Origin of the sequence: Streptomyces sp. NPDC058092, assembly GCF_042884935.1 — a bacterium.
Classification (GTDB): Bacteria; Actinomycetota; Actinomycetes; order Streptomycetales; family Streptomycetaceae; genus Streptomyces.
In genome coordinates this window covers 20,850-44,885 of record NZ_JBHVSY010000042.1, presented here as the reverse complement: position 1 = coordinate 44,885, position 24,036 = coordinate 20,850, and the positions used below count along the sequence as shown (strand labels likewise).

Genomic DNA, 24,036 nt, shown 5'->3' with positions numbered 1-24,036 from the left:
GGTGGAGCCATGAATCCCACCGCAAGACCGCACGAGCCAACACCGTCGAGGACTACATCGCAGCGTAATCAACCGGCCACCCGACAGGCTCTTAGCGTCGGCATGTGTGCAGGGCTCGCCGGCCCCGCACCTGCATCCACCCGCGAGGCCGTGCCGCCTCCGCTCACGCACTGGAGCAACCATGACCGCGTCACCACATCCCGAACTCCGGACGGACCTCGTGGTCACCGACGCCCCCATCCCGGCGGACATCGCGGTCATCTCCGACGCGCTGGACCGTTTCAACATGGAGAACACGGGAGTCGCCGACCGCAAACCGCTCGCCGTCCTGGTCCGTGATCCCTAGACGCGCCAGGTGGTCGGTGGACTTACCGGACGCACCTCGCTCGGGCTGTTCTTCGTCGACCTCTTCTACCTGCCGCCTCAGCTGCGTGGCAGCGGGCTGGGAAGAGAGATTCTGCGGCAGGCTGAGGGCGAGGCCCACACCCGCGGCTGCCGCACGGCGGTGCTCTACACGATCACCTTCCAGGCCCCCGGCTTCTATCGGAAACAAGGGTGGAAGCGTCTGGGCGACGTCCCCTGTGATCCGCCGGGCACCAGCCGCGTCTTCATGACCAAAGAACTCACCGCATCGACCGGCAAACCCGTTCGGCCCCGGTAGGGCCGCCGTGCCCGTTCTGCTCCCGCCAGCGCCTTTGCCGGCGACCGCATCCGGGACGTCACGGTCCGGGGCAGTGGTGCCGTCTGGACTGCTCGACGCACTGGCCCGGGTACCCGATCCGCGTAGTCCGCGCGGGGTGCGGTTCCGCCTGGCGACGTTGCTCGCCGTCGGCGTGTGCGCGATGACCAGCGCCGGTCACAACTCCCTGACAGCTATTGCCGAGTGGGTACGCCGCTGTGACCAGGATGTCCTGGCCCGGCTGGGCTGTCCCTTCGATCCCTTCACCGGCAGGTTCAGAGCGCCGGGCGAGCGCACCCTGCGTGATGTGTTCGCCCGGGTCGACCCCGCGGTACTCACCGCCGCCGGTTTCGCCCGGCTCACCGCACTCCAACCCCGCTTGGTGAGCCCGACCGGCCCGGACGGGACCGTCGAGCGCGAACAGCGCCGCGCCCACGGCATCGCCCGGAGCGAGACGGACCGGCCGCATCGGCAACAAGGACAGGCGCAACCAGGTCATCTCCCGCACACGGTCCTGGCTAGGCACGGACACCGACGGTAAACCGCACTTCCCGCGCGTCCACGACACCGGCGACAACCGCTACCGCCTTGGACCCCACACCGCCTGCGACTGGACCCGATTCCAGAAACACACCCGCAAGGGCCTGGCCGACCACACAGAAGACGGCGACCTCGCGCTGCGACGCGCGCTCGCACTGGTCCGCGGCCGCCCCTTCACCGGAATCGACCCCGGCCGCTACGCCTGGGCCGAGCCCGCCATCGAGGAGATGGTCTCGGCGATCACGCACGTCGCGTACGAACTGTCTACGCGCCGCCGCGAAGCAGGAGATGTCCCCGCCGCCCTGTGGGCAGCCCGCCGAGGCCTACTCGCCGCCGAGGAGAACGAGACGCTGCACCGCCAGGTCTTCCTCGCCCACCACGCCGCTGGCGACATCGACGCCCTCCGTCAAGCCGCCGCAACCCTGACGAATATCAACGAACAGCTCGGCGGCGGGGTCGACATGGACGCCGAGACGGCGGAACTCCTGCGCAACCTGCTGCCCCGGCCCCTCATCACCCGCTGACCTGTAGGATCCGCGATTTCATGAGCATTTCCGCGTGATCATGAGCACCGCTCGAGCATTTCCGCGTGATCATGAGCAGTCACTACGTTCAGTAGCTGCCGGCCCCTTGGACCGCTCGACGCTCCCGCGAACGCCTCACGGTCGCCCTCTACGCCCACTTCCCCGGACAGATCGTCCACCCCGAGCGAACCGACCTCGATCGCAGCAAAGGTCGACTACGCCTACTTCGGGCAGGACGCATGGACCACATCGTCTACCTCGACACCTTCACCCTGCGCCTGGCCACATCATGGGAACTTCAGCGCCACCACCGCTGGCCCGACAGCTCCAACCCCCACCTCTTCGTCAACCGCAACACCGCCGTCGACGATTCCATCCCGCCCATTAGCGCCGCCGCCGTCCAACTGATCTTCCAGCGAGTCGGCCTTCCCCGCCGACCGCCTGCGCGTGGACCGCATCGTGGGCGAAGCCCGCCACAGCGCCGACCCCATCCGGCTGATGTGTCCCCCACCCCCCTTGCTGCACCCGTTGAGAAGGAGACAGGTGGTGCTGGCGCGGACGAGGTTGTCGATCGCGGTCAGCGGAGAAGCTACCGATGCCGGAACGCGGGAATCGGACATATGAGCCAAGGGTGACAGTCACCCGATTGGCCGGTCATGACTCTTTCGCGCCGTCAGACTCTTGGGAGGGAACGCGCCGGTGGGGCGTGGGTATGGGCGAGACGGGGTGGGCGTGACCGAGCGCGGTAGGGCCGACCGTGCCGTTCCGGGTGAGACGGGGCTGGGCGTGACGGACCACGGCGTCCCGCCCGCCCGCCCGGCCACGAAGGACCGGCCGGGCGGGCAACAGTACGGCGACGAGCTGCGGCAGGACGACAGGCCGGTGCGTGCGGTGCCGCGGCACGTAGCCTGCGTGATGGACGGCAACGGCCGCTGGGCGCAGCGGCGTTCGCTTCCCCGGACGGCGGGCCACCGGGCTGCGGAGACTACCGTCATCGACATCATCGAGGCGGCCCGGGCCGCCGGTGTCGAGTGGCTCAGCCTGTACGCCTTCTCCACCGAGAACTGGAACCGCCCGGGCACCGAGGTCGACTATCTGATGCGCTTGGTCCGCCGGGTCGTTCGGAAGCATGCGCCGTTGCTGCTGGCCCGTGGCATCCGCTGTCGCTTCCTCGGGGTCGCCGACCCGCGTATCCCCCGTGAACTGGCCCGAGACTTCGACGATCTGGCGGCGCTGACCGCCGACAACCGCGGGATGACGCTGACCGTGGCCTTCGACCACGGCGGGCGCCGGGACATCGTGGAGGCCGCAAGGTCGCTGATCCGCAGCAAGACGCCCGCGGATGAGGTGACCGAGCGGCTCTTCGCGGACCACCTGCCGTTCCCCGACACCCCCGACGTGGACCTCGTCATCCGTACCTCCGGCGAGCAGCGCATCTCCAACTTCATGCTCTGGCAAGTTGCCTACGCCGAGTGGGTCTTCCCCGAGGTGCTCTGGCCGGACTTCCGGGCCCCCGAGTTCCTCGCGTGCCTGCGTACCTACCGCCGCCGCGACCGCCGCTTCGGCGGCGTGCCGCCCCGGACGAACGGAGACCCATCATGACCACCGAAACCACGGACACGGCCGTCGAGGCACCCCTGTTCGGCCCGGAATCGCAGTTCAGCGCCTTCTTCGACGACCCGCGCTGGGCGCTGGCCATGATCCGCGCCACTGTGTTGGAGGCCGCTCACCCGCAGATCGGCGCCGCCCTCGTCGACAACTCCACCTTCGTCGCCCACCCCTGGCGCCGGCTTCGCAACACCTTCCTCAGCATGCGGCGCATGTTCGGCACCGACGTGGCGGAGCGCGAACGGGAAGCCGCTCGGCTCAACCGGCTGCACGCCCGCATGAGCGGCTCCGATTCCCGCGGCCGCGCCTACGACGCGATGGACCGCGCGACCCGGGCCTGGGTGGTCGCCACCCTCTTCGAGAGCGCCGTCACCATGTGCCGGCTGAGCGGCCAGCCGCTCGACCAGGACACGATGGAGCGGATGTACGCCGAGTACCGCACGTTCCTCGCCGCGCTCGACGGCGACGCCGCAGAACTCCCCGAGGACCTGAACGACTTCTGGCGGTACTTCGACCGGGTCGTCGAAAACGAGCTGGAGAACACCGAAGCGGCCCGCGTCATTCTCTACCGGCTCTTCGACCATCTGCCTGCCCCGGCGCTGCTCGCGGGCGCGCCGACGCTGTGGGCGGCCGGCCGGGCCGTCGCCGGCCCGCTCCTTGGCGCGATCACCGTCGCCTCGCTCCCCGAGCCGTACCGGCGCAGGGCCGGGCTGCCGGAGATGCCCGGTGCCCCAACCCTCATGCAGGGCGCCTACCTCGCCGCCGGGCTCGCCCGCTTCCTGCCCGAGGGCTGGATCAGCGCCGAAAGCATCATCGAAGTCCTGTCCCTCTCACCTGGAAGCGACGACCCCCGCGCCCGGACCGTGGCCGCCCTGCGGGCCCGCATGAAGCGGGCGGCGGCCCTGCTCCGTCTCCTCACACCGCTGGGCGGCGACGCCAGCCCGGGCCCGGACCCGGCGCCTTCCGCGGGCACGGGAGAGGGCCGACGCTCAGCGGGGGAGTTCTTCCGCCAAGTGCTGGACCAGACCGGCGACGGCTACCTCGACTGGCCTGACCTCGCCGCCATGGCACGCGAACTGTCCACCCGCCTCGACCTGGACGAGCCCGAGGAGACCCGGCTCTACGACGCCTTCGCCGCCTGGTGGCGCGAGCTCCAGGCCGCTCTCGACACGGACGGCGACGGCCGCGTCAGCGCCGACGAGTACGCCGCCGCCATCCCCTCCCTCGCCGGACCCGCGCTCATCCGCGTCGCCGAGGTGCTCTTTGACGCCACCGACAAGGACGGCAGCGGGAGCATTGATGCCGACGAGCACCGGACCCTCTTCCGCACCGCCTTCCACCGCGACCTCAACCCCACCGACGGCGCCTACGGCCGGAGCACCTTCGTGGGTGACTTCCTCTCCTTCATGTCGGGCCGCCGCACGAGCACCCCGTACGACCCTCTTCTCGCCGACGCCTGACGAACTCGTGCACGTGGCGGCCAGGGCTGCACGCTCCTGCGCCCACGTCCGGACTTGCGGCTCAGGTGCCCGCGAAACTTCCATGAGCGGCAGGGCCTCCTCAACACGCGCTTCTCATCCACGCACTCGTCGCTCTGACAGCGCCGCCAGGCAGGCGGCAACATGGGAGAACCGTCCGCAGAAGTAATGATTCCCGTGCTGGCGACTGGGTCGGAGACCACGCCCAGATTACGGGGAGCTTTCCCCGCTGGCCGCGGCTCGGTTCGCGATGAGGTGGCTGATCCACTCTCGGTACTCGACGTGGCCGTTGGGCAGCGAAATCCGCCTCAAGCAGCTCGCAGTTCGCTGCCAGATCGCCCGCCGCAATTTCGCCATCCTTCGCATGGCCATCCACATCGCAGCCGCCGCCGTGGCGGGCTTGGCCCTCGTACTCCTGGTCGCCGTGTTCGAGTAGATGCCATTCGGTTGTCGGCGGACGCCGGGCTCAGAACTCGGGGGCGCCTGAGTCCGCGGGGCTGGGAATCGTGAGGTCCACGCGCACAGGGAGCCTGTCGGACTCCCCGGGCATGACGCCCGGGGCCTCGGTGGGTAAGTGCGAAGCCGCCGGTGCGCGGCAGGGTCAGGACTGCGTCCCGGTCGACGGCTGGTAGCACATGTCCTGGTCCTCGTTGACGAGGCCGGAAACGGCCGCCGCTACTCACAGCGACCAGCACGCCTACCGTCACGGAGCATTCTGCTCATGATCAGCATCCACAAGCAGCGCTCATCACACGCGGAATCAACTGTTTCTGCAGGAAGCGGTGCTCGCGGAACTGCGGTCCCTACATGACCGGCCCGAGCTCACCTGCCCAGAGGAGACGCGATGAAGCCGAACCGCATCGGAGGGCTCCGGTGGCGGGCCCGCCACGTCCTGGAAGCTGAGGCGAGTGCCCTGGCCCGTTGGGGCATCCACACCGGAGTTCAACTTTCCATCGGCCAGTGATCATCGAGAACGGGGGAGCGGATGAAGAAGGCATGGGAGAAGCGTCCGGGCGGCCGACTGGTATCGGCTGATGAGATCGGGCCCGTACCTGAACCATTCAGGCGCCCGCTGATCTGCGAGTTCTGCGACAGCGCCGTCGGACCGGTCCGCGGCTACAAGAACGTGCCGAACCTCTTCCGCCTGCTCAAGGGAACGCTCCACCAACCGGGTTGCGCCCTGAATCCGACCGAGTTCATCCAGGGCATCGCCCGCGGCTCGCACGGTCTGGCCCACGTCACCGACCAGGGTCTCCTGCGCCTCGAGTTGCCTGAGCACATCGACGCGATGCCGCCCTTCACAGCCCCGGACGACGAGACGGGCCCCGACGGCCCAGTCCGCAAGCGCGACACCACCACCGTGCGGCCCTACCTTCCGCCGGCTATCACCAGCGCGGCGAAGATCGCCCGATTCCTGCAGATGCACGGCTTCGACCCGAAAACCGTGGACCGCTTCCGCGTCAAACCGCACACGTGCGGGTGCCCGTGTCCGGGAGGGTGTCTCCGCGCTCGCTGGTTGCGGCGGGATCTTTCAGCGCGACGCGAGGGCGTCCGGGGTCATTCCGTAGATCAGCTGTCGGTGTTGTTGTCGGGTCGGTCCGCGATGCTCTGTCGTTGAGGAGGCGGTTTATGAATAGGCAGGGGCGGGCGGTCCGTACCCGGCATGCCCTGATCCGGGCTGCGGCCGAGGTGTTTGCCGAGGAGGGTTTTCCCCGGGCGTCGCTGAGGGCCATCAGTGACCGGGCCGGGGTCAGCAGCGGGGCGTTGCACTTTCATTTCGCCCATAAGCGGCAGTTGGCCGAGGCGGTCGAGGCGTCCATGGTGCTGCGGCGGATCACCGAGACGGCGTGGGCCCGGCAGGGCGACTGCCTGCAGGCGGTGGTGGATGCCACGCAGGAGCTGATGCGCTGTCTGGCCCGGGATCCCGTGGCGCGTGCCGGTTTCGAACTGGCCCGTGACGTCACGTGCTGTGCGTCCTCGCCTCTGCACGGTCAGTGGCAGCACTGGGTCGAGGAGTGTCTGCGCCGGGCCGAACGTGATGGCGTGCTCGGGGAGGGGGTGTCCTCGGCGGATGCGGCCCGGGCCATCGTGGCCGCGACGGTGGGTTTTCAGGTGCTCGGCCGCGGGGATGAGCTGTGGCTGTCCCCGCGCAGCGTCATGGGTTTCTGGGGGCTGCTGCTGCCCCGGCTCACCGGTGAGCCGGGCCCGGACGGCCTGATGTGCGCCGGTTCCGGTCCGCCGGCCTCCGGTTCCTGACCGGGCCGACCGGGGCCAGGGCCGGGACCGGGACCGGGGCCGGGGGCCGGGGCTGGGGCCGGGCGCGGAGTATCGGACTGTCCGGTCTGGTTTTTTCTGTCCTCCGGTGGATTCCGGTCTGCCCCGGCCGGGCCGGGGTGTCGTGTCCGGCGGCTCCGGGGGCCTCAACTCTCCTGATACACAAGGGATTTGCCGGTCGGGAGGTGTGTCTTAAAACCAGGGTGGCGGTGGGTACAGGCGTGCGGTTTAATGACCGGAAACCGGTTGTCCTGTTTTTTTGTGGCGACAGCTTTCGGGCGCGGGTACTCGTTCAAGTCGCACAGAAATCAGGACACTTGGGCACTAGACGGGGGAAATCGCGTGAATATTGGGCTGCTGGGTACCTTCGAAGTCGAAGTGAACGGGGTGTCCGTGCTTCCCACGGCGCCGAAGCCGAGGCAACTGCTCGCGTTCCTCGCGCTGCATGCTGACCGGGTGGTTCCCGTTGCGACGCTGACCGAGGAGTTGTGGGGCGACCGGCCGCCGCGCAGCGCCCGTACCACGCTGCAGACGTATGTGCTGCAGTTGCGGGAGCTCATCTCGGTGGCTCTGGAGCGGGGGCGGGCGCTGGAGGGGGAACGGCGTACGGCCAAGGATGTCCTGGTCACCCTGCCCGGCGGCTACCGTCTCGACAGCAGTGGCGGCACCGTTGATGTCCGGGAGTTCGAGCGTCTCTCCGGTATCGGCTACCGGGCGGTGGACGCCGGGGACTATCAGGGCGCCGCGCGGCAGTTAGGCAGAGCGCTCGCGCTGTGGAGCGGTCCGGTCTTCGCCGATGTGCAGACGGGGCCGCAGCTGGAGATGGAGGCCAAGCGCCTGGCCGAAATGTGGCTGTGTGCCCTGGGCCAGCGGATCGAGGTGGACCTGCGTCTGGGGCGGCACCGTGATCTGATCGCCGAGCTCACCGTCCTGGTCAACCGTTATCCCTCGCACGAGAACCTGCACGGCCAGTACATGCTGGCCCTGCACCGCTCCGGGCGGCGCGGCGAGGCCCTGGAGGCCTATCAGCGCATCCGGACGACTCTCGTGCGTGAGCTGGGACTTGAGCCGTCCTCCGGGCTGCGGCGGATGCAGCACAAGATTCTCATGGTCGGCCCCGAGCCCAGGCGCGGCCAGCCGGCGGACGGCGCCGGCGACCGTCTGGTCCGCAGCGGCTGAGCGCGCCGCACCCCACCAGGAGTCAGAGACCGCGGAGCCGGGGCACCCGCCCCGGCTCCGCGGTGTGCGGTGCGGGGGCGGGTGTTCCGGCTCCGCGGTGTGCGGTGTGCGGTGTGCCCGGTGCCCGGTGCCCGGTGCCCGGTGGCGGGACGGGGCGGGGCGGGTGATCGAGTGTGCGTGGAGCGGCCTTTTGGGTTTCCTTCCTGCCGCGTTCGCGTGCGAATCCGGTGAATCCCTGCTGGGCCCGCCCCGGTAATCGATCATGAAATTGGAGCGGAACTCCCGAGCGGTCTCGAAGCAGCCCCGCGGGGCTGCGCTTTCGCCGCTTTCGCCGCGCCGGCACAGGCCGTTCTTTGCGTGCTTTCGGCGCGTCGGCGGAGGCCGTGCTTTGAGGCCCGCTCAAATACCGCTGTAGGAACCTGCACTTCCGGATCGGCCTCGCTAGCGTGCCTGTCTGCTGACGGCTTTCCGCCATGGGGGAGTTCCTGGCGGCGATCGGAGGAAACCGTGGAGATACAGGTTCTGGGTCCGCTGTGTGCCGCCGTGAACGGGAGGACGATCGTTCCGACAGCGGGCAAGCCCCGCCAGGTGTTCGCGCTGCTCGCGCTGTATCCGGGCCGTGTTGTTCCTGTGCCGACGCTGATGGAGGAGGTGTGGCGGACCGATCTGCCGCAGAGCGCCATGACGACACTGCAGACGTACATCATGCAGCTGCGCCGCTGCCTGGGTGCCGCGCTGGGGCCGGAGGCGCCGGGCGGGGCGAAGAATGTTCTGGCCACCCGGCACGGTGGCTATCTGCTGCAGGTCCCCCCGGAGTCCGGGGACGTGTTCGCCTACGAGCGGCTGGTGAGCCAGGGGCAGGAGGCCTTCGACCGGGGCGAGGACGAACGGGCCGCCCGCTGCTTCCGGGAGGCTCTCGCCCTGTGGCGGGGGCCCGCGCTGGTCGATGTGCGGCTCGGTCCGATCCTGGAGATCGAGGCCATGCGCCTGGAGGAGTCCCGGCTGGTGACCATCGAGCGGCGGATCGACGCGGACCTGCGGCTGGGCCGGCACGCCGAACTGATCGCGGAGCTGGCCGAACTGATCGCCCGGCACCCGCAGCACGAAGGGCTGCGCGCGCAGGCGATGCTGGCGCTGTACCGCTCCGGGCGGCAGGCCTCCGCCCTGGACGCGTACCGCAGGCTGCGGACGCGGCTCATAGAGGATCTCGGGGTGGAGCCCTCCCCGCAGCTGCGGCGCCTGCACCAGGCGATGCTCGCGGTCGACCCGGCGCTCGACGTGGTGGCCGGACCGCGCCGCGGCTCCACCTTCGACCGGTACGCGGCCTAGATCGTGTCCGGAAAGTCCCGCCGACGGCAGCACCCGGGCACCACTCGGGTGCTGCCTGGGCACCACCCGGGTGCTGCCTGGGCACCGCCTGGGCACTGCCTGGGTGCGGTCTGGGTGCTGCCGCCGTGGGGCGGGGGTCAGCTGGTCCCGCCCCGCCCCGCGGCCGACGCGGCCGACGGGGGCGGGGCGGGCGGGGCGGCTACCACTCGATCAGGGCGAAACTCGCGGCCATGCCTCCGCCGAAACCGGCCAGGAGGATCAGTTCTCCGGGGCGGAAGGCGCCGGCGCGGGCGGCTGTGTCCAGGGTGATGGGGATGGAGGCCGCTCCGGTGTTCCCGTAGGTCTCCACCGTCCGGTGCATGGTGGCCCGGGGCAGGTGCAGTTCCTCGAAGACGGCGTCGAGCATGACGCCGTTGGCCTGGTGCGGCACGAAGTGGCTGATGTCGGCGGCCTCGACACCGGCTTCGTGCAGGAATCCCTTGGTCAGCTGCGGCAGCTGCTCCATGACGAAGCGACGTACCTCCCGCCCGTCCATGGTGAAGTACTGCAGGCCGTCACGGAGACCGGCCTGGTCGACAGGCCGTCTGCTGCCGCCCGCGGGCACCTTGATCAGATCGGTGAGGCCGCCGAAGGTGTGCAGGGCCACCCGCCGCACGAGGGGGCCCCGGGCGGTCGTGCCGACCACCATGGCCCCGGCGCCGTCCCCGAACAGGATGGCCGTCTTGCGGTCGGCCGGGTCGAGGATGCGTGAGTAGACGTCCGCGCCGATGACCAGTGCGTAGCCGCCCCGGTGCGCCAGGGTGCCCGCCACCGAGGAGAGTGCGAACACGGTGCCGGCACAGACCGCGTTGACGTCGAACGCCGCGGTGCCGGCCGCGCCGAGATGGTGCTGGACATAGGCGGCGGTGGGCGGCTGGGGCCGGTCCGGCGTGGAGGTGGCGACCGCTATCACGGTCAGCTGCTCGGGGGCGATGCCGGCCGCCTGCAGCGCGGCCCGCCCCGCGGCCGTGGCCAGATCGGAGGTGGCCTCGTGGCCGGCGGCCCAGCGCCGCTGCCGGATCAGGGTCTTACGGGTGATCCAGGCGTCGTCCACCCCGGCCGGCGCACCGACTTCATCGTTGGAGACAATCCGCTGCGGTACATAGGCACCCGTACCAAGCACGCGGATCTTGACGTCGGTCATGCGGTTGCCCTCCCCTCCCGTGGTTGTGGAAACTGCTGTGCCGGGAACCGGCCCGGGAACGGCCCGGGGATCGGTGCGTTCAGGTGGTGGCGCACCGCGGACCGGCGGGGCGGCCCGGGTGCGGCCGGGCCCGGGGGCCGTCCGCGCCCGGGCCCGGCCGGATGCGTCGCTAACGTGCCTCGTAGACGCGCTTGTGGCCGCTGATCCCGGCCAGCCGGAAGGGGCCGGTGGTCTGCGCGGGGGTGTAGTGGTCGCCGCCGTCGGAGGGGAACGCGCGTTCGTGCAGGGCGCGGTAGCCCGCGTAGTCGACGGGTGTGCGCCGGGTGATCGCCGCACGGTTCGCCTCGGTGCGCAGCTGTTCCCGGTACCCGGCGACGACGGTTCCCGAGAAGAACTCCGCGACGCTGCCGGAGCCGTAGCTCAGCAGGGCGAGGGCACGGCCGGCGAGGTCGTCCGCCTGGTCGAGCAGTGCGGCCAGAGCCAGGTACACCGATGCGGTGTAGCTGTTGCCGATGACGGCGTTGTAGGCCGTGGTCTGGCCCAGGGCCCGGCCGATGGCGTCGGCGTCGGTGTCGTGCCCGCAGAAGTTCAGCAGGTGCCGGTGGGCCTTGTAGGCCATCTTCGTGAACGGCTGGTGGTAGACGAAGGCGGCGAACTCCTCCAGCGGGCGGCCGTTTTGCTCCGTGTAGTCCTTCCAGGCGCCCTCGACGGCCTGCAGATACGCGGTGATGGACTCCTGCCCGTCGACCAGCGCGGCCTCGCGGTAGTTGGGCCGCCAGAAGTCCATGACGTCGGCGGTGAACAGGCCCGAGGGCTCCTCGATCCGCAGCAGGGCGGGATCCGCGCCGACCAGCATGGCCACCGCGGCCGCGCCCTGGGTCGCCTCGCCGGGGCTGTCCAGCTCGTACTTGGAGACGTCGCTCGCCACGACGAGGACCTGCTGGGTGGGGTCGCGCCGTACCAGGCCGAGGGCGAACTGCAGGGCCGCCGTCGCCCCGTAGCAGGCCTGTTTGAGCTCGACGACCCGGCAGGCCGACTGCAGGCCGAGCAGGGAGTGCACATACACCCCGGCCGCCTTGGCCTGGTCGATGGAGGACTCCGTCGCGAACACGACCGTGCGGATCTGGCTCTTGCCGTGCCGGGCGATGATGGGCGCGGCGGCGGCGGCGCCCATGGTCACGATGTCCTCGTCCGCGGCCGGTACGCTCATCGACTGCTGGCCGATGCCCACGTGGTACTTGCCGAGGTCGGTGCCGTTGTGCTCGGCGAGCGCCGCGTGGCTCAGGACGAACTCCCCTGTCGCGAACGACAGGTCGTGTATGCCGATGGAGACAGACATGCTCTATGCACCAACCTTTGCGGTGTTGTTGTCGCGTTCCAGCTGGAGGTGAGCGCGCATCAGCTCACCCGGGTTCGTCTGCGCGGCCAGCAGCGAGAGCTCGCCGCACAGCACCGTCGCCGCCGCGATGACCGCCAGGCGGCGGGCGTTCTCGCCGGGGGCGCGGTCCTCGCGGCAGCCGAGCCGGGTCAGGTTCGTCTCCACGAAGCCGAGGCCCTTGCCGTTGCCGACGGTGCCCACGATCAGGTTCGGCAGTGTGCAGGAGAAATACAGATCGCCGTCCCGGTCCTCGGCCATGGTGACGCCCTGCGACCCCTCGACGATGTTGGCCGCGTCCTGGCCCGTTGCCAGGTAGAACCCGAGGAGCATGTTGGCGAAGTGGGCGTTCGCCGAGCGGATGCCGCCGGCGAGCAGGGTCCCGAGCAGGTTCTTGCGGATGTTCAGCTCGACGATCCTGCCCGCCGTGGTGTGCAGCACGTCGGCCACCACGTCACGCGGCACGAGCAGTTCCGTGACCACGTTCTTGCCGCGCCCGAGGATCCCGTTGATCGCGGTCGCCTTCTTGTCCGTGCAGTAGTTCGCCGAGATCGACCCGTAGGAGATGCCGGGCACGCTCTGCAGCAGGTGCTGCAGCAGCGCGTCGGAGGCGAGCGTTGCCATGTTGTGCCCGGAGGCGTCGCCGGTGGCGAACTCGAACCTGAGGAACAGCAGGTTGGCGTTGATCTCGTGGCGGATGCCGATCAGCCGTGCGAACCGGCTGCAGCCGCGCACCACCTCCCGCAGCTCCTCGATCCGCGTCTCGATGTCCTGCGCGGCCGTGAGCGCGGTCTGCGCGTCGGTCGCCTCGACCAGCACCGAGCGTGTCATCCGCTCGTCGACCAGGGTGGCGGCGATGCCGTGCTCGGCCAGCATGGAGACCTTCGCGCCGCGGCCCACCGAGGGCCACAGCGGCGACTCGTAGGTGGCGAGCGGCACCTGCGTCTCGGTGGTGGCGACGTTCCCCGAAATACGCAGGGGTCCCACCCACCGCATGGGGACCCCGGCTATGGCGTGTGTGTCGCTCATCGTGTGCTTCCCGTCATCTCGTGGAGGGCCTCGAAGGAGTTCGACCGCTGGGCGAGGCGACGCGTGTCGACGCCCCGGTCGGCGCAGAAGGAATGAAGTTCGCCGTGGATCAGCAGATCGCAGTGGGTCAGGTCGGCGGGGGTGCGTGCGCCGAGCATGGTCTGCAGCGCCGCCAGCTGGTCGAGCCAGGCGGTGAGCTGGGCGATCAGCGCCGGGACACCGCCGTCGAGCAGGGTGCGCAGGAAGCCCGCGGACGCCCCGACCGCGCGGGCGCCGAGCGCCAGCGCGCGGGCGACGTCGAGCGGATGGCGCACCCCGCCGGAGGCCAGGAGGGGAAGGCCCGCGTCCTGCGCGTCCAGGAGACAGGCGGCGGTGGACTGTCCCCAGCCGTGCAGGAAGGAGTAGTCGGCCAGGTCCCGCCGGCCGTTCTCGATGCGCGCGAAGTCCGTGCCGCCGCGGCCGCTGACATCGGCCGCCGCCGCGCCCAGGTCCCGCAGCCGCAGGACGCTCTGCCGGCTCAGCCCGTTGCCGACCTCCTTGACGATCACGGGGATGCCGGCCGCCGCCGCGATCCGCTCGATCTGCGGGGCCCAGGACGAGAACGACCGGTCGCCCTCCGGCATCGGCGTCTCCTGCGCCGTGTTGATGTGGATCTGCAGGGCATCGGCCCGGATCAGGTCGATGGCACGCCGTGCGTTGTCCACCGACGTCGTCGCGTTGATGTTCGCCATGACGAACCCGTCCGGGTTCTCCGTGCGCAGCACCTCGAAGGTGCCGGCGCACGAGGGGTCCTTGAGGTAGGCGTTCATGGACCCCGACGCGAGGGGCACCCCGGTCTCGCGGGCCGCGACGGCCAGATCCCGGTTGATGACACCGGTCTTGACGCTGCCGCCGGTCATCGCGTTGATATAGACCGGCACCGGCCAGGCGATGCCGCCGAAGGCCGTGGCCAGCGACACCTCCGGCCGGTCGATGCCGGCCAGGGCGTGGTGGATGAACGACACCTCGTCGAACTGGTTGTGCCCGCTGCGCGCATGGTGCTGTTCGATGGCGAGCCGGACGTGGTCGTCCTTGCGCTGAGCGCTCATTGCTCGGTCCCTTCCAAGGCGGGACGGACGGGCAGGGGCAGCACTCCGGCCGCCTCCCACCGCTGCCGTACATGGGTGATGTCCGCTGCCGCCGAGGCGTCCAGCAGGGCGATACCGCAGTCGCCGCCCCCCGCGCCGGAGGGCTTGGCCGCGCCGCCCACGGCTTCGGCGGCGGCACACAGGGCCCTCAGCCGGGGCGTGAAGATGCCGAGGCCGACCTCGTCGTCCAGGCGCGCCAGCTCCTGGCGGGCGCGGCGGATCTGGTGCAGCAGGCCCGGGCGGTCGCCGCTTTCCAGGGCGCCGGCCGCCGAGCGCACACAGTCGGCGGTGGCTTGGACGAACCGCTGGTGGGAGGCGCTGCCCCGCCAGGACCGGCGGTGCAGGTCGGACACCAGGGCCGCGGTGGAGGCGGGTTCCCCGGTCCAGCCGACCTCCAGGGACAGCCCGTCGGGCGGTGGCAGCCGGCGCACCGTGTGCCCCGGCCAGGGCGCGCGCAGCGTCCGGCCGATGCCCAGGCGGCGGGCCAGGTCGAGGACGAAGGCCCGGTCGGGCGCCTGGTAGGCGATCCAGCCGCCCCAGGTGCTGGCGGCGAGGTCACCGCCGGAGCCCTTGGCGTCGAGCCCCGCCGTGGCGAGCATGGCCAGCCGGAACCGGGCATCGCGCGACAGGTCCAGCCGGCACCAGGCCGCGACGGCCGCGATGGCCGCGACGGTCACCGCGCCGCTGGAGCCCAGGCCGAACTTGCGGCCCTCCTGGTGCAGGGCGCTGCTGACCGAGACGTCCAGCGGGGGAGTGGGACGGCCGAGCTCGGTCAGCAGCCGGCCCACGATCTCGATCGCCGCGGCGACGTGTGTCAGCGCGCCGTGGGTCTGCGGCCCCTGGCCGGTGCTGTGGGCGGCGAGCCGGCCCTCCCGCCAGTGCCACCTGGCCGCACGGGGCACGAGGTCGGAGCGGACCACGACATCGCCCGCACCCGCACCCGCACCCGCACCCGCACCCGCACCCGCACCCGCGCCCGCGCCCGCTGCCGTGTCGGGGTCGGTGTCGGGGCCGGTGACGGTGACGGTGACCTGCCGGTCGACCGCCACCAGGAGCGCCGGATTGCCGGGCTCCACCACCGCGTACTCCCCGGCGACGAACAGCTTGCCCGGCGCATGCCGGACCACGGTGCGCTCGCCCGTCTTCATGCGGGCTCGCTGAGCAGGCGGGCGCCCGGCCCCGGCCCGGCGATGAGCACCGAGCCCTGGGGGGCGGCGTCCCGGACGGCCGCGGCGACCCGCTCGGAGTCCGCGCGGCGGCAGAGCACCTTCACATTGGGCCCGGCGTCCATGGTCGCGTAGGCCAGGACCCCCTCCGCCCTCAGGCGCAGCACGCGGTCGAGCACGGTGACCGTGGCCGGCGAGAGGTAGCGCACCGCGGGGCGCGCCGCCAGCATGGTCGCGTGCATGCCGAGCGCGTTGCGCTCCGCGATCTCGCCCACCGCCTCCAGGTCGCCGCGCCCGAGCGCCGCCCGCATGTCCGCCAGGTCGTCCTTGCTGGCGGCGGCCCACGGCCGAAACAGCGGCGAGGTGCCCACCGTGCGCCGCATGGCCTCCCGGCTGGAGACGGCCTTGGGCCCGGCGTTCACCACGGCGATGACCAGCGCGGGGTCCAGGCCGCCCGAGGACACCGGCTCGGCGTACGAGCACGCGTCCGCGTCCGCGCCGGTGCCCGGGCCGGCGTGCCAGAGGGCGAAGCCGCCGAAGATGGACCGCGAGGCCGACCCCGACCCGCGCCGGGCCAGCCGGGACAGCGCGGTGGCGTCGGGAGCGAGCCCGTAGGCGGCGGCGGCGGCCAGGGCGAGAGCGGCGAAGCCGCTGGCGGAGGACGCCAGGCCCGCCCCGGTGGGCACGGTGTTCCTGGTGTCCACGACGGCCCGCCGGGCGCTGCCGGCCATCTCCCGCACTAGGTCCAGGAACACGGTGATGCGGCGCAGCGCCTCCCCGGCCGCGGGCGCGCCGTTGAGCAGGACGGTGTCCTGCCCGCCCGCGGGATCGAGCCGGACGTGCGTGGTCGTGGGGAACACGTCGAGCGTCATCGACAGACTGTCCGTCCAGGGCAGGACGAGACGCTCGTCACGCTTGCCCCAGTACTTGATGAGCGCGATGTTCGGATGCGCGACGGCGACGGCGCCGGGCGCGGCGCCGTCCTTGGGCAGGAGCACGGTGGTCACCGGATTCTCACTGCGCATGGCTGCCCTCCCCCCTCACCGGTACGACCCAGATCTGTACGGCACCGGCCTCGTGCAGCCGCCGGGTGACCTCCCCGGCCCGCTCCGGCCGGGTCTGCGCGATCACGCACCCGCCCAGACCACCGCCGGTGATCTTGGCTCCGAGGCTTCCGGCCCGCAGCGCGGCCTCGACCAGCGCGTCGATCCGGCCGGTGCTGAGACCGGCCGCACGGAGCAGTTCATGACAGTCCGTCAGCTGCGTGCCGAGCGCCTCGGGCCTGCCCTCGGCCAGCGCCAGGCGGCCCGCCTCGGTCAGCTCCGACACCCGGCCCACAAAGCTCTCCTGCGCCCCGGGACGGCGCCGGAACCCCTCCCGCAGCAGCCCGACCGCCTCCTTGGTGCTGCCCGGGGTCCCGCTGTCCGCGACGAGGAACAGCACGTCGCAGCCGACGCTCAGCTCCGTGGCCCGGCCCTTGTGGAACAGCAGCGGGCCGGGGGCGCCGACGGTGCGGGCGTCCACGCCGCTGGCCCGGCCGTGGGCCCTGTTCTCGGCCGTCTGCACCAGGTCGAACACCGCGTCCTCGGTCAGTTCGACGCCGGTGAGATCGGCGAGGGCCAGGACGAGCGCGCGCGCCCCCGCGGCACTGGAGCCGAGCCCCCGGCCGTGCGGGATCGTACTGTCCAGGAGCACATCGAGGTGCGGCCCGTCGGCCACGCCCATGCGCCTGTTGAACTCCCGGGTCAGCTCGCGCAGGCCGTCGGAGGCCTGCGTCACCATCGCCCCGGAGGGCGAACTGGTCACCGTGTAGGACAGCTCGTCGGGCCGGCCGCCGGTGTGGGACGACCAGCTGGCGCTCGCCGTGACCGCGAGCTGCGGAATCGGCAGGGCGATGGCCGCGGCCCCGTAGACGACCGCGTGTTCCCCCAGCACGATGGCCTTGGCATGGGCGCGGCCGGTGCCGACGGAGCGGGCCCGGCGGGTTTCTGATACCCCCTCAGCCGAGGTCGGCAGAGTCAACGCACTCAGCTCCCTTCGGTCTCTTCTGCGCGGAGATCGCGTGATCATGGGATTGCTTCGTCCAGGGTTCGCGGAGCGGAATGGAGCAGGACGCCGGATGCGCGCACCGCCCTGCGCGGCGGCGCGCAACGCCGGCCGCCGCGCACGGCAGGGGATGCCCGGGCGCCAAGCGGCGGCGTGAGCCGTCCGGGGAAGCCGCCGCACGGATGCGGAAGGAGAGGGCCGCCGCACGCACGGCGTCGCGGCCTGTCGTGCGCGGAACACCGGCCGCGACGCACGACCCCCTGCCGCGCGGTGATTTCGGGCAGGGGAGATGTCCGTGGATAGTGACACGCACAGCGTCCGGCCGCCAACACCCCCTCCAAGTGACCCGGGTCACACCATGGGGGCGGCGGCCCGCGGGACGGCCCGGCCGCCGCCTCACGAGCGACGCCGCAGGGCGATCTCGGTGAGCTCCTCGATGTCGAACTCCGAATGCCGGTGCGGCGCGCCGTAGCGGGTTATCTTTCCGCGGCTCACCCACTTGCGGATGGTCGCCTCGGAGACCCCCACGGCCAGCGCGGCCACCTTGGTGGGGACGAGCCGGTGGCTCGGCGGCCTGCTCATGCGCCCACCCCGTCCCGCTGCCCCTCCATGAGCCTGCCGAGCAGGAGCCACTCGCGTATTTCCCAGGAGTGCCCGGCCGAGCAGGTGATGGGGGCACTGCGCGCGCCCGCGCCGCGCCGGGACACGGCACTGATCGTCCCGGCGCAGCCGTCCGCCACGCACCTCCTGATGAGCGTGCGCACGCCACCGGGCCCGGGATCGATGATCCGGCGCAGCGCGACGACGAGATTCTCGACCTCGTCCGCGAAGTCACCCGCCGGAGGCTGGGCGGCGAGCCAGCCCAGATGCCTCAGAAGAAACCGCGCCAGATGAGGCACGGTACACGCCGGGGGAGCAGCGCCCCGCTTCTCCACGACCACCCCCGACCACGACTCGAGAACGGCACGGAGATGATGGCGGGCATCGAGCACCGAGATGTCCAGATGATCGCGGGTGCGGCTCGCCGAGACCTTCGTCGGGTTCGTCCGCCGCACCGTCGGCGAGGCGTGGTGCAGACACTCCTGATGGAGCCGGGGCAGCGCACGCAGATGGCGCTCCACCCGGGTGATGCAGACACCGCACAGGACGGACCCGGCGTCGCCGCAGGCTCGGCCGTGGCTTCTCGGGCAGGGGGGAAACGTCACTCGAAGCTCCTTCATGAGGCGGATGGGTGGGGAACCTCGCATCCCGTTCCGTGTCCTATCCGGTGAGGCCGCGTGCCCCACGAGAAGTCCCATTAGCCGGCCGGCGACTCGAGTACCGATAAAGCCCCGTTCGGGACCTGCTTGCGCGCGCCGGCCCCGCAGCGGCCAACCGGTGGTCACCGGCCCTTGCCACCGCCGCCCCCTCCGGCTTCTCGAGCCGGCTTCCAGGCGGAACCGATTCCTGATCGAGTGCCTGCACCGACGGTGGCCCTACAAGGAGGAACTGTGGACGGTACGCACCTGGAGATGTGTCTCGTCGGGGCTGGACCCCGGGGCCTTTCCGTGCTGGAGCGGCTCTGCGCGCAGGAACGGAAGTCGCCCCGGTGGGACACCGTCACCGTGCATGTCATCGACCCGGACCCGCCGGGCGCGGGGCGGGTATGGCGCCCTGCGCAGTCCCGGCATCTGCTCATGAACACCGTCGCCTGCCAGGTGACGGTCTACACCGACGCCAGCGTGCGCATCGACGGCCCGATGGAGGAGGGACCCAGCCTGTACCAGTGGGCCAAGGCCCTGGGCTCGGGCTCGCTGGAGGCCGCCCGGGACGCCGCCCAGGACAAGGAGGCACTGGCCGAGGCGCGCCGCCTGGGACCCGACTCCTACCCCACGCGCGCCCTCTACGGCCGCTACCTGGCCTGGGCGTTCCGGCGGGTCGTGGCGAACGCCGCCGCCCACGTGACGGTGCGCACCCACCCCGTACGGGCCGTCGCACTGGAGGACGCCGATGCCACCGCCCGCCACACGGGCCCGCAGACCGTCACCCTCGAGGACGGCACCCGGCTGACCGGCCTGTCCGCGGTCGTCCTGGCCCAGGGCCACGTACCGGCCCAGCCCACCGACACGGAACGGGACCTGGCCGGCTTCGCCGCCCGGCACGGGCTGACCTACGTGCCCCCCGCCAACCCGGCCGACGTGGACCTGACACACATCCGGCCCGGCCGGAGCGTGCTGCTGCGCGGGCTCGGACTCAACTTCTTCGACTACATGGCGCTGTTCACCCAGGGCCGGGGCGGCACCTTCACCCGCGCCGACGGCCGCCTGCTCTACCACCCCTCGGGCCGCGAACCCCGCCTGTACGCGGGATCCCGACGCGGCATCCCCTACCAGGCGCGCGGCGAGAACGAGAAGGGCGCCCACGGCCGCCACACCGCCCGGCTCCTGACCGCCGAGCACATCGCGGCACTGCGCGCCCGGGCGGCCCACGGCGAGGCCATCGACTTCGCCGCCGACCTGTGGCCGCTGATCTCCAAGGAGGTCAGCGGTGTCTACTACGCGGCGCTGCTCACGGCGCGCGGCGAACCGGCCCCGGTCACCGAGGAGTTCACCGACCGGTATCTGCGCGCCGCGCCGGGGCGGGCCGAGGACCAGGTCATCGAGGCGGCCGGGATCGGCCCGGCCCAGCGCTGGGACTGGCAGCACATCGCCCGCCCCTACGGCACCCGCGTCTTCGACGACCTGGCCGCCTTCCGCGGCTGGCTGCGCGAGCACCTCGAACAGGACGTCCGCCTGGCCCGCCAGGGCAACGTCAGCGGACCGGTCAAGGCCGCCCTCGACGTCCTGCGGGACCTGCGCAACGAGATACGGCTCGCCGTCGACCACGCCGGTCTGGCCGCCGCCTCCCACCGCGACGACCTCGACCGCTGGTACACCCCGCTCAACGCCTATCTGTCCATCGGCCCGCCCGCCTCCCGTATCGAGGAGGCCACCGCGCTCATGGACGCGGGCGTCCTGGAGGTGACCGGCCCCGGGCTGCGCGTCACCGCCAACGCGCACGACCCGGCGGGCCCCGCGTTCACCGGCACGTCCAGCGAGATACCCGGCGTGCGGGTGCGCAGCACGGTCCTCATCGAGGCCCGCCTGCCCGAGATCGATCTGCGGCGCACCGCGGACCCGCTGATGAGCCGGCTGCTGCGCACCGGGCAGTGCCGTGCCTACCGCATCCCCAACGGCCGCGCGGGCACCGGCGGCGCGGACCACGAGACCGGCGGTCTCGCCGTGACCGGGCGGCCCTACCACCTGATCGACGCCCGGGGCGTACCGCACCCCAGGCGCTTCGCCCACGGGGTGCCGACCGAGTCGGTGCACTGGGTGACCGCCGCGGGGATCAGACCCGGCGTCGGCTCGGTCACCCTCGAGGACTCCGACGCCATCGCGGCGGCGGTCCTCGCCCTGCCACCGGCCCTGCCGCGGCCCGCGCCCCCGCGGCCCCCGCGCACACCCCCCGGCCCGAAGGCGGACGCATGACCTCCCCACGGGAACACCCGCTGCCCCAGGGCCCGGCACTGCCCGCCCACCTGGACGCCGGGCTGCTCTCACCGGTCCGGGCGGGCACCCCCGTCGAGGCGGCCGTCGGCGACAGCGCGTGGCTGCAGGCGATGCTCGACGCGGAGGCGGCCCTGGCCCGCGCCCAGGCCCGCTGCGCCACGGTGCCCGTGCACGTGGCCGAGGCCATCACGGCCGCCGCCCGCGCGGACCTGATGGACGTCCGCGCGCTGGCACTCGCCGCACGGCAGACCGCCAACCCGGTCGTGGGCCTGGTCACGGCGCTGACCGCTCTGGTCGCCGAACGCTGCCCCGAGGCCGCCGAGTATGTGCACCGCGGCTCGACCAGCCAGGACATCCTCGACACCGGCGCGATGCTGGTCGCGCAGCGCGCACTGACCCTGATCGTCACGGACCTGCGGACCGTGGCCGCCGCACTGGCCGGCCTCGCCGCCGCGCACCGGGACACCGCGATGGCGGGCCGGACCCTCGCCCTGCACGCCGTCCCCACGACCTTCGGACTCAAGGCGGCCGGCTGGCGCCACCTGGTCCTCGACGCGGCCGAACGCCTCGAACGCGTCACGCACGGCGGTCTTCCCGTGGCGCTCGGCGGCGCGGCCGGAACGCTGGCGGGCTATCTGCAGTACGCGGGCGAGGGCACCGGCCCCGCGGCCCTGCTGGACGAACTCGGCGCCGCCTTCGCCGCCGAGACGGGCCTGGCCGCCGCCGTACTGCCCTGGCACGCCCTGCGCACCCCCGTCGCGGACCTGGGCGCCGCCCTCGCCCACACGGCCGGCGCCCTCGGCAAGATCGCCGCGGACGTGCTGGTGCTGACCCGCACCGAGGTCGGTGAAGTGACCGAGCCGGCGGGCGCCGGACGCGGCGCCTCGTCGGCGATGCCGCACAAGCGCAACCCGGTGCTCGCGACCCTGATCCGCTCGGCCGCCCTGCAGGTACCCGCCCTGGCCACCGTGCTGACCCAGTGTCTGGCCACCGAGGACGAACGCTCCGCCGGAGGGTGGCACGCGGAGTGGCAGCCGCTGCGCGAGGCCCTGCGGCTCACCGGCGGCGCCGCGCACACGGCCGTCGAACTCACCCAGAAACTCACCGTCCACCCGCAGCGGATGCGCGCCAACCTGGAGGCGACCGGCGGCCAGCTCGTCTCCGAGCGCATCTCGGCCGTCCTGGCGCCGCACCTGGGCAAGACGGCCGCGAAGCAGCTGCTCACCGAGGCCTCGGTGCGCGCCACCGCGACCGGCCGCCCCCTGGCCGACATCCTGGCCGAGCTCCCGCAGCTCACCGGCGTGCTGAGCCGCGCCGCCGCCGCCGCCCTGCTCGACCCGGACGGCTACACCGGCGCCGCGGGCCCCCTGGTGGACCGCGCGCTCACCACCGCACGGCCCCCGCACGCCCCGACCCCATAGCCCGCGGGCCGCGGCCCGCGGCTGGCGGCCGGCGCGGTCCGCGCCGCAAGGAAGGCCCCCTGGACGACCTCCGTCGCCCAAGGGGCCCTTATACAGCGGCAGTTAGCGCGGGGCGCGCGCGTTACGAGGTCCGCTGTGTCGCGCTGATGGCCATGGCGGTCAGCTGGTCCTTCGCGTAGTCGGTGGCGCCGCTCGCCCGCAGCGCGGCGATGGCCCGGTCGGTGCGGGCGGTGATGTCGCGTTCGACGTGGTCCACGGCGCCGACCTCGGTGATGACGGTGCGCATCGTGCCGAGCTCCTCCTCGCAGACCGGCCTGCCGATCCTGGCTCTGAGGAACTTCGCCGCGTCCGGGTCCTGCCGGTCGGCGTACTGGAGCGCGGCGCCGACCAGCACGGTGCGCTTGCCCTGGATCAGGTCGTCGCCGGAAGGCTTGCCGGTCTCCTCCGGGGCGCCGAACACCCCCAGCAGGTCGTCGCGCAGCTGGAACGCGATGCCGATGTCGACGCCGAACGCACGGTAGGCGGCGGTGAGCCGGGCATCGGCCCCGGCTATCGCGGCGCCGATGTGCAGCGGGCGCTCCACCGTGTAGGAGGCGGTCTTGTACTGGTTGATGAGCAGCGGAGTGTCGATGTCCTCGGTGCCCGCCGCCTCGGCGCTCAGATCGAGCAGCTGACCGCACAGGACCTCGGTGCGCAGGGTCGCCCACACCGGCGCCACCCGCTGCTGCGCCCGGGCCGGCAGCCCGGACGTGCGGATCATGTCATCGGCCCAGCACTGGGCCAGGTCTCCGATCAGGATCGCGGCGCCCATGCCGAACTGCTCCGCGTTCCCGCTCCAGCAGCGCTCCCGGTGCTGCTCGGCGAACAGCACGTGCGCGGCGGGAGCGCCCCGGCGGGTCAGGGACGCGTCGATGACATCGTCGTGGATCAGCCCGTAGACGTGGAACATCTCCAGCGCGGCACAGGTGCGCAGGACCGCCTCGGCCTCGGGGCCGTCCGCGTCGCCCCCGGCGCCGAGCCAGCCGAGCCAGGCGAACGTCGGCCGTACGCGCTTGCCCCCGCGCAGCACATAGCTCTCCAGCTCGGCGACCGCGGACGCGTAGGCCGCACTGATCGTTTCGGCCTCGGCCCGGCGGGCGGCCAGGAACTGCCGGAGCGCGGCATCGACGTCGTCCGTGTGCAGCGCGGCCCCAAGACGGGGCTGGGTGATACTCATGCTGTCCCTTCGGTGCGGGTGGACGGGAGACCAGCTGCCCCGGCCCTTGGCGGACCGCGGCATCGGGTTCGCTCAGGTGCGCGACCTTGATGCCCGCACACACCGGCTCGAGCCGCCGGTCCGTGCGGTCAGGGCAGTCGCGGGCCCGAGAACACCGGCAGGCGCTCGTCGTCCAGGCCGGGCAGCGCGGGAAGGGGCCGCCGGGCAGCGCTCCGCCGACGCGGCGGGATCAGACGTTCTTCCCCCACGGGCCCGTTGTGTCGCCCCGAGCATGGATCAGGCCGCTAAAAGTCCGGTCGAGCCCCGCCCCCGCCTGCCGCCGCGGGGCCGCC

23 protein-coding genes are annotated in these 24,036 nt (G+C 72.1%); 13 read left to right on the top strand and 10 right to left on the bottom strand.

The genetic code is table 11. The features are described 5' to 3' along the window. Positions 1–181: 181 nt before the first annotated feature. From ACFVV1_RS38870 to ACFVV1_RS38820, 11 genes are all read left to right on the top strand, one after another. Positions 182–346: a hypothetical protein gene (locus ACFVV1_RS38870; RefSeq protein ID WP_389999807.1), complete on the top strand. Its 165-nt coding sequence runs from the start codon at positions 182–184 to the stop codon at positions 344–346. A gap of 9 nt (positions 347–355) precedes the next feature. Continuing rightward, positions 356–661: a GNAT family N-acetyltransferase gene (locus ACFVV1_RS38865; protein WP_389999804.1), complete on the top strand. Its 306-nt coding sequence runs from the start codon at positions 356–358 to the stop codon at positions 659–661. 73 nt (positions 662–734) lie between these two features. Beyond that, positions 735–1,220, top strand: a complete 486-nt coding sequence (locus ACFVV1_RS38860) for a transposase family protein (RefSeq protein ID WP_389999801.1) — start codon at positions 735–737, stop codon at positions 1,218–1,220. After that, a complete protein-coding gene (locus ACFVV1_RS38855; protein WP_389999816.1) occupies positions 1,147–1,743 on the top strand; it encodes a BTAD domain-containing putative transcriptional regulator in 597 nt (198 codons plus the stop codon). Before ACFVV1_RS38860 ends, ACFVV1_RS38855 begins: the two co-directional genes overlap by 74 nt. 882 nt (positions 1,744–2,625) lie before the next feature. Beyond that, on the top strand, positions 2,626–3,345 hold the full coding sequence (gene uppS / locus ACFVV1_RS38850; protein WP_389999813.1) for a polyprenyl diphosphate synthase: 720 nt from the start codon (positions 2,626–2,628) through the stop codon (positions 3,343–3,345). After that, a complete protein-coding gene (locus tag ACFVV1_RS38845) occupies positions 3,342–4,811 on the top strand; it encodes an oxygenase MpaB family protein (protein ID WP_389999798.1) in 1,470 nt (489 codons plus the stop codon). The genes uppS and ACFVV1_RS38845 overlap by 4 nt, the downstream gene beginning before the upstream one ends. 307 nt (positions 4,812–5,118) lie before the next feature. After that, positions 5,119–5,265: a hypothetical protein gene (locus tag ACFVV1_RS38840; RefSeq protein ID WP_389999795.1), complete on the top strand. Its 147-nt coding sequence runs from the start codon at positions 5,119–5,121 to the stop codon at positions 5,263–5,265. Between the two features lie 549 nt (positions 5,266–5,814). Continuing rightward, entirely contained in the window at positions 5,815–6,447 is a 633-nt protein-coding gene (locus ACFVV1_RS38835) for a hypothetical protein (RefSeq protein WP_389999792.1), read from the top strand. A gap of 11 nt (positions 6,448–6,458) precedes the next feature. After that, positions 6,459–7,085 carry a ScbR family autoregulator-binding transcription factor gene (locus ACFVV1_RS38830; RefSeq protein WP_389999789.1) on the top strand — a complete coding sequence of 209 codons (627 nt, stop codon included), beginning with the start codon at positions 6,459–6,461 and terminating at the stop codon, positions 7,083–7,085. 360 nt (positions 7,086–7,445) lie between these two features. Continuing rightward, positions 7,446–8,282 (top strand): BTAD domain-containing putative transcriptional regulator, encoded by an 837-nt coding sequence (locus tag ACFVV1_RS38825; protein WP_389999786.1) that lies wholly within the window; start codon positions 7,446–7,448, stop codon positions 8,280–8,282. Positions 8,283–8,789: 507 nt separating this feature from the next. Then, positions 8,790–9,611, top strand: coding sequence for a BTAD domain-containing putative transcriptional regulator (locus ACFVV1_RS38820; protein WP_389999783.1), 822 nt, complete (start codon positions 8,790–8,792; stop codon positions 9,609–9,611). 199 nt (positions 9,612–9,810) lie between these two features. Here ACFVV1_RS38820 and ACFVV1_RS38815 read toward each other — a convergent pair whose 3' ends face one another. The 9 genes from ACFVV1_RS38815 to ACFVV1_RS38775 all read right to left on the bottom strand — a co-directional run bounded on the left by ACFVV1_RS38815 (position 9,811) and on the right by ACFVV1_RS38775 (position 18,742). Further along, the gene (locus ACFVV1_RS38815; RefSeq protein ID WP_389999780.1) at positions 9,811–10,794 is read right to left on the bottom strand and encodes a 3-oxoacyl-ACP synthase III family protein; all 984 of its coding nucleotides are present in this window, start codon (positions 10,792–10,794) and stop codon (positions 9,811–9,813) included. Between the two features lie 169 nt (positions 10,795–10,963). Continuing rightward, positions 10,964–12,133 (bottom strand): hydroxymethylglutaryl-CoA synthase, encoded by a 1,170-nt coding sequence (locus tag ACFVV1_RS38810; protein WP_389999777.1) that lies wholly within the window; start codon positions 12,131–12,133, stop codon positions 10,964–10,966. Between the two features lie 3 nt (positions 12,134–12,136). Continuing rightward, positions 12,137–13,198 carry a hydroxymethylglutaryl-CoA reductase gene (locus tag ACFVV1_RS38805; RefSeq protein ID WP_389999774.1) on the bottom strand — a complete coding sequence of 354 codons (1,062 nt, stop codon included), beginning with the start codon at positions 13,196–13,198 and terminating at the stop codon, positions 12,137–12,139. After that, positions 13,195–14,286: a type 2 isopentenyl-diphosphate Delta-isomerase gene (fni, locus tag ACFVV1_RS38800; protein ID WP_389999771.1), complete on the bottom strand. Its 1,092-nt coding sequence runs from the start codon at positions 14,284–14,286 to the stop codon at positions 13,195–13,197. Before fni ends, ACFVV1_RS38805 begins: the two co-directional genes overlap by 4 nt. Beyond that, the gene (locus ACFVV1_RS38795; RefSeq protein ID WP_389999768.1) at positions 14,283–15,473 is read right to left on the bottom strand and encodes a phosphomevalonate kinase; all 1,191 of its coding nucleotides are present in this window, start codon (positions 15,471–15,473) and stop codon (positions 14,283–14,285) included. Before ACFVV1_RS38795 ends, fni begins: the two co-directional genes overlap by 4 nt. Continuing rightward, complete coding sequence (mvaD, locus tag ACFVV1_RS38790) at positions 15,470–16,516, bottom strand: diphosphomevalonate decarboxylase (protein ID WP_389999765.1); 1,047 nt, start codon at positions 16,514–16,516, stop codon at positions 15,470–15,472. The genes ACFVV1_RS38795 and mvaD overlap by 4 nt, the downstream gene beginning before the upstream one ends. Then, a complete protein-coding gene (gene mvk, locus ACFVV1_RS38785) occupies positions 16,506–17,513 on the bottom strand; it encodes a mevalonate kinase (RefSeq protein WP_389999762.1) in 1,008 nt (335 codons plus the stop codon). The genes mvaD and mvk overlap by 11 nt, the downstream gene beginning before the upstream one ends. A 420-nt stretch (positions 17,514–17,933) precedes the next feature. After that, positions 17,934–18,119: a hypothetical protein gene (locus tag ACFVV1_RS38780; protein WP_389999759.1), complete on the bottom strand. Its 186-nt coding sequence runs from the start codon at positions 18,117–18,119 to the stop codon at positions 17,934–17,936. Next, a complete protein-coding gene (locus tag ACFVV1_RS38775; RefSeq protein WP_389999756.1) occupies positions 18,116–18,742 on the bottom strand; it encodes a hypothetical protein in 627 nt (208 codons plus the stop codon). Before ACFVV1_RS38775 ends, ACFVV1_RS38780 begins: the two co-directional genes overlap by 4 nt. A 285-nt stretch (positions 18,743–19,027) precedes the next feature. Here ACFVV1_RS38775 and ACFVV1_RS38770 point away from each other — a divergent pair, with 285 nt between their 5' ends. After that, positions 19,028–21,046 carry an FAD/NAD(P)-binding protein gene (locus ACFVV1_RS38770; RefSeq protein WP_389999754.1) on the top strand — a complete coding sequence of 673 codons (2,019 nt, stop codon included), beginning with the start codon at positions 19,028–19,030 and terminating at the stop codon, positions 21,044–21,046. After that, positions 21,043–22,488: a lyase family protein gene (locus tag ACFVV1_RS38765; RefSeq protein WP_389999751.1), complete on the top strand. Its 1,446-nt coding sequence runs from the start codon at positions 21,043–21,045 to the stop codon at positions 22,486–22,488. The genes ACFVV1_RS38770 and ACFVV1_RS38765 overlap by 4 nt, the downstream gene beginning before the upstream one ends. A gap of 121 nt (positions 22,489–22,609) precedes the next feature. Here the strand turns inward: ACFVV1_RS38765 and ACFVV1_RS38760 are convergent, their stop codons facing one another. Further along, a complete protein-coding gene (locus ACFVV1_RS38760; protein ID WP_389999748.1) occupies positions 22,610–23,704 on the bottom strand; it encodes a polyprenyl synthetase family protein in 1,095 nt (364 codons plus the stop codon). Between the last annotated feature and the right edge of the window lie 332 nt (positions 23,705–24,036).

What these genes read in the sequence shown, in the direction of transcription:
- ACFVV1_RS38870 (WP_389999807.1), top strand. Translation starts at nt 182, where the DNA reads ATGACCGCGTCACCACATCCCGAACTCCGGACGGACCTCGTGGTCACC.
- ACFVV1_RS38845 (WP_389999798.1), top strand. Translation starts at nt 3,342, where the DNA reads ATGACCACCGAAACCACGGACACGGCCGTCGAGGCACCCCTGTTCGGC.
- ACFVV1_RS38835 (WP_389999792.1), top strand. Translation starts at nt 5,815, where the DNA reads ATGAAGAAGGCATGGGAGAAGCGTCCGGGCGGCCGACTGGTATCGGCT.
- ACFVV1_RS38830 (WP_389999789.1), top strand. Translation starts at nt 6,459, where the DNA reads ATGAATAGGCAGGGGCGGGCGGTCCGTACCCGGCATGCCCTGATCCGG.
- ACFVV1_RS38815 (WP_389999780.1), bottom strand. Translation starts at nt 10,794, where the DNA reads ATGACCGACGTCAAGATCCGCGTGCTTGGTACGGGTGCCTATGTACCG.
- ACFVV1_RS38810 (WP_389999777.1), bottom strand. Translation starts at nt 12,133, where the DNA reads ATGTCTGTCTCCATCGGCATACACGACCTGTCGTTCGCGACAGGGGAG.
- ACFVV1_RS38805 (WP_389999774.1), bottom strand. Translation starts at nt 13,198, where the DNA reads ATGAGCGACACACACGCCATAGCCGGGGTCCCCATGCGGTGGGTGGGA.
- fni (WP_389999771.1), bottom strand. Translation starts at nt 14,286, where the DNA reads ATGAGCGCTCAGCGCAAGGACGACCACGTCCGGCTCGCCATCGAACAG.
- ACFVV1_RS38795 (WP_389999768.1), bottom strand. Translation starts at nt 15,473, where the DNA reads ATGAAGACGGGCGAGCGCACCGTGGTCCGGCATGCGCCGGGCAAGCTG.
- mvaD (WP_389999765.1), bottom strand. Translation starts at nt 16,516, where the DNA reads ATGCGCAGTGAGAATCCGGTGACCACCGTGCTCCTGCCCAAGGACGGC.
- ACFVV1_RS38780 (WP_389999759.1), bottom strand. Translation starts at nt 18,119, where the DNA reads ATGAGCAGGCCGCCGAGCCACCGGCTCGTCCCCACCAAGGTGGCCGCG.
- ACFVV1_RS38765 (WP_389999751.1), top strand. Translation starts at nt 21,043, where the DNA reads ATGACCTCCCCACGGGAACACCCGCTGCCCCAGGGCCCGGCACTGCCC.
- ACFVV1_RS38760 (WP_389999748.1), bottom strand. Translation starts at nt 23,704, where the DNA reads ATGAGTATCACCCAGCCCCGTCTTGGGGCCGCGCTGCACACGGACGAC.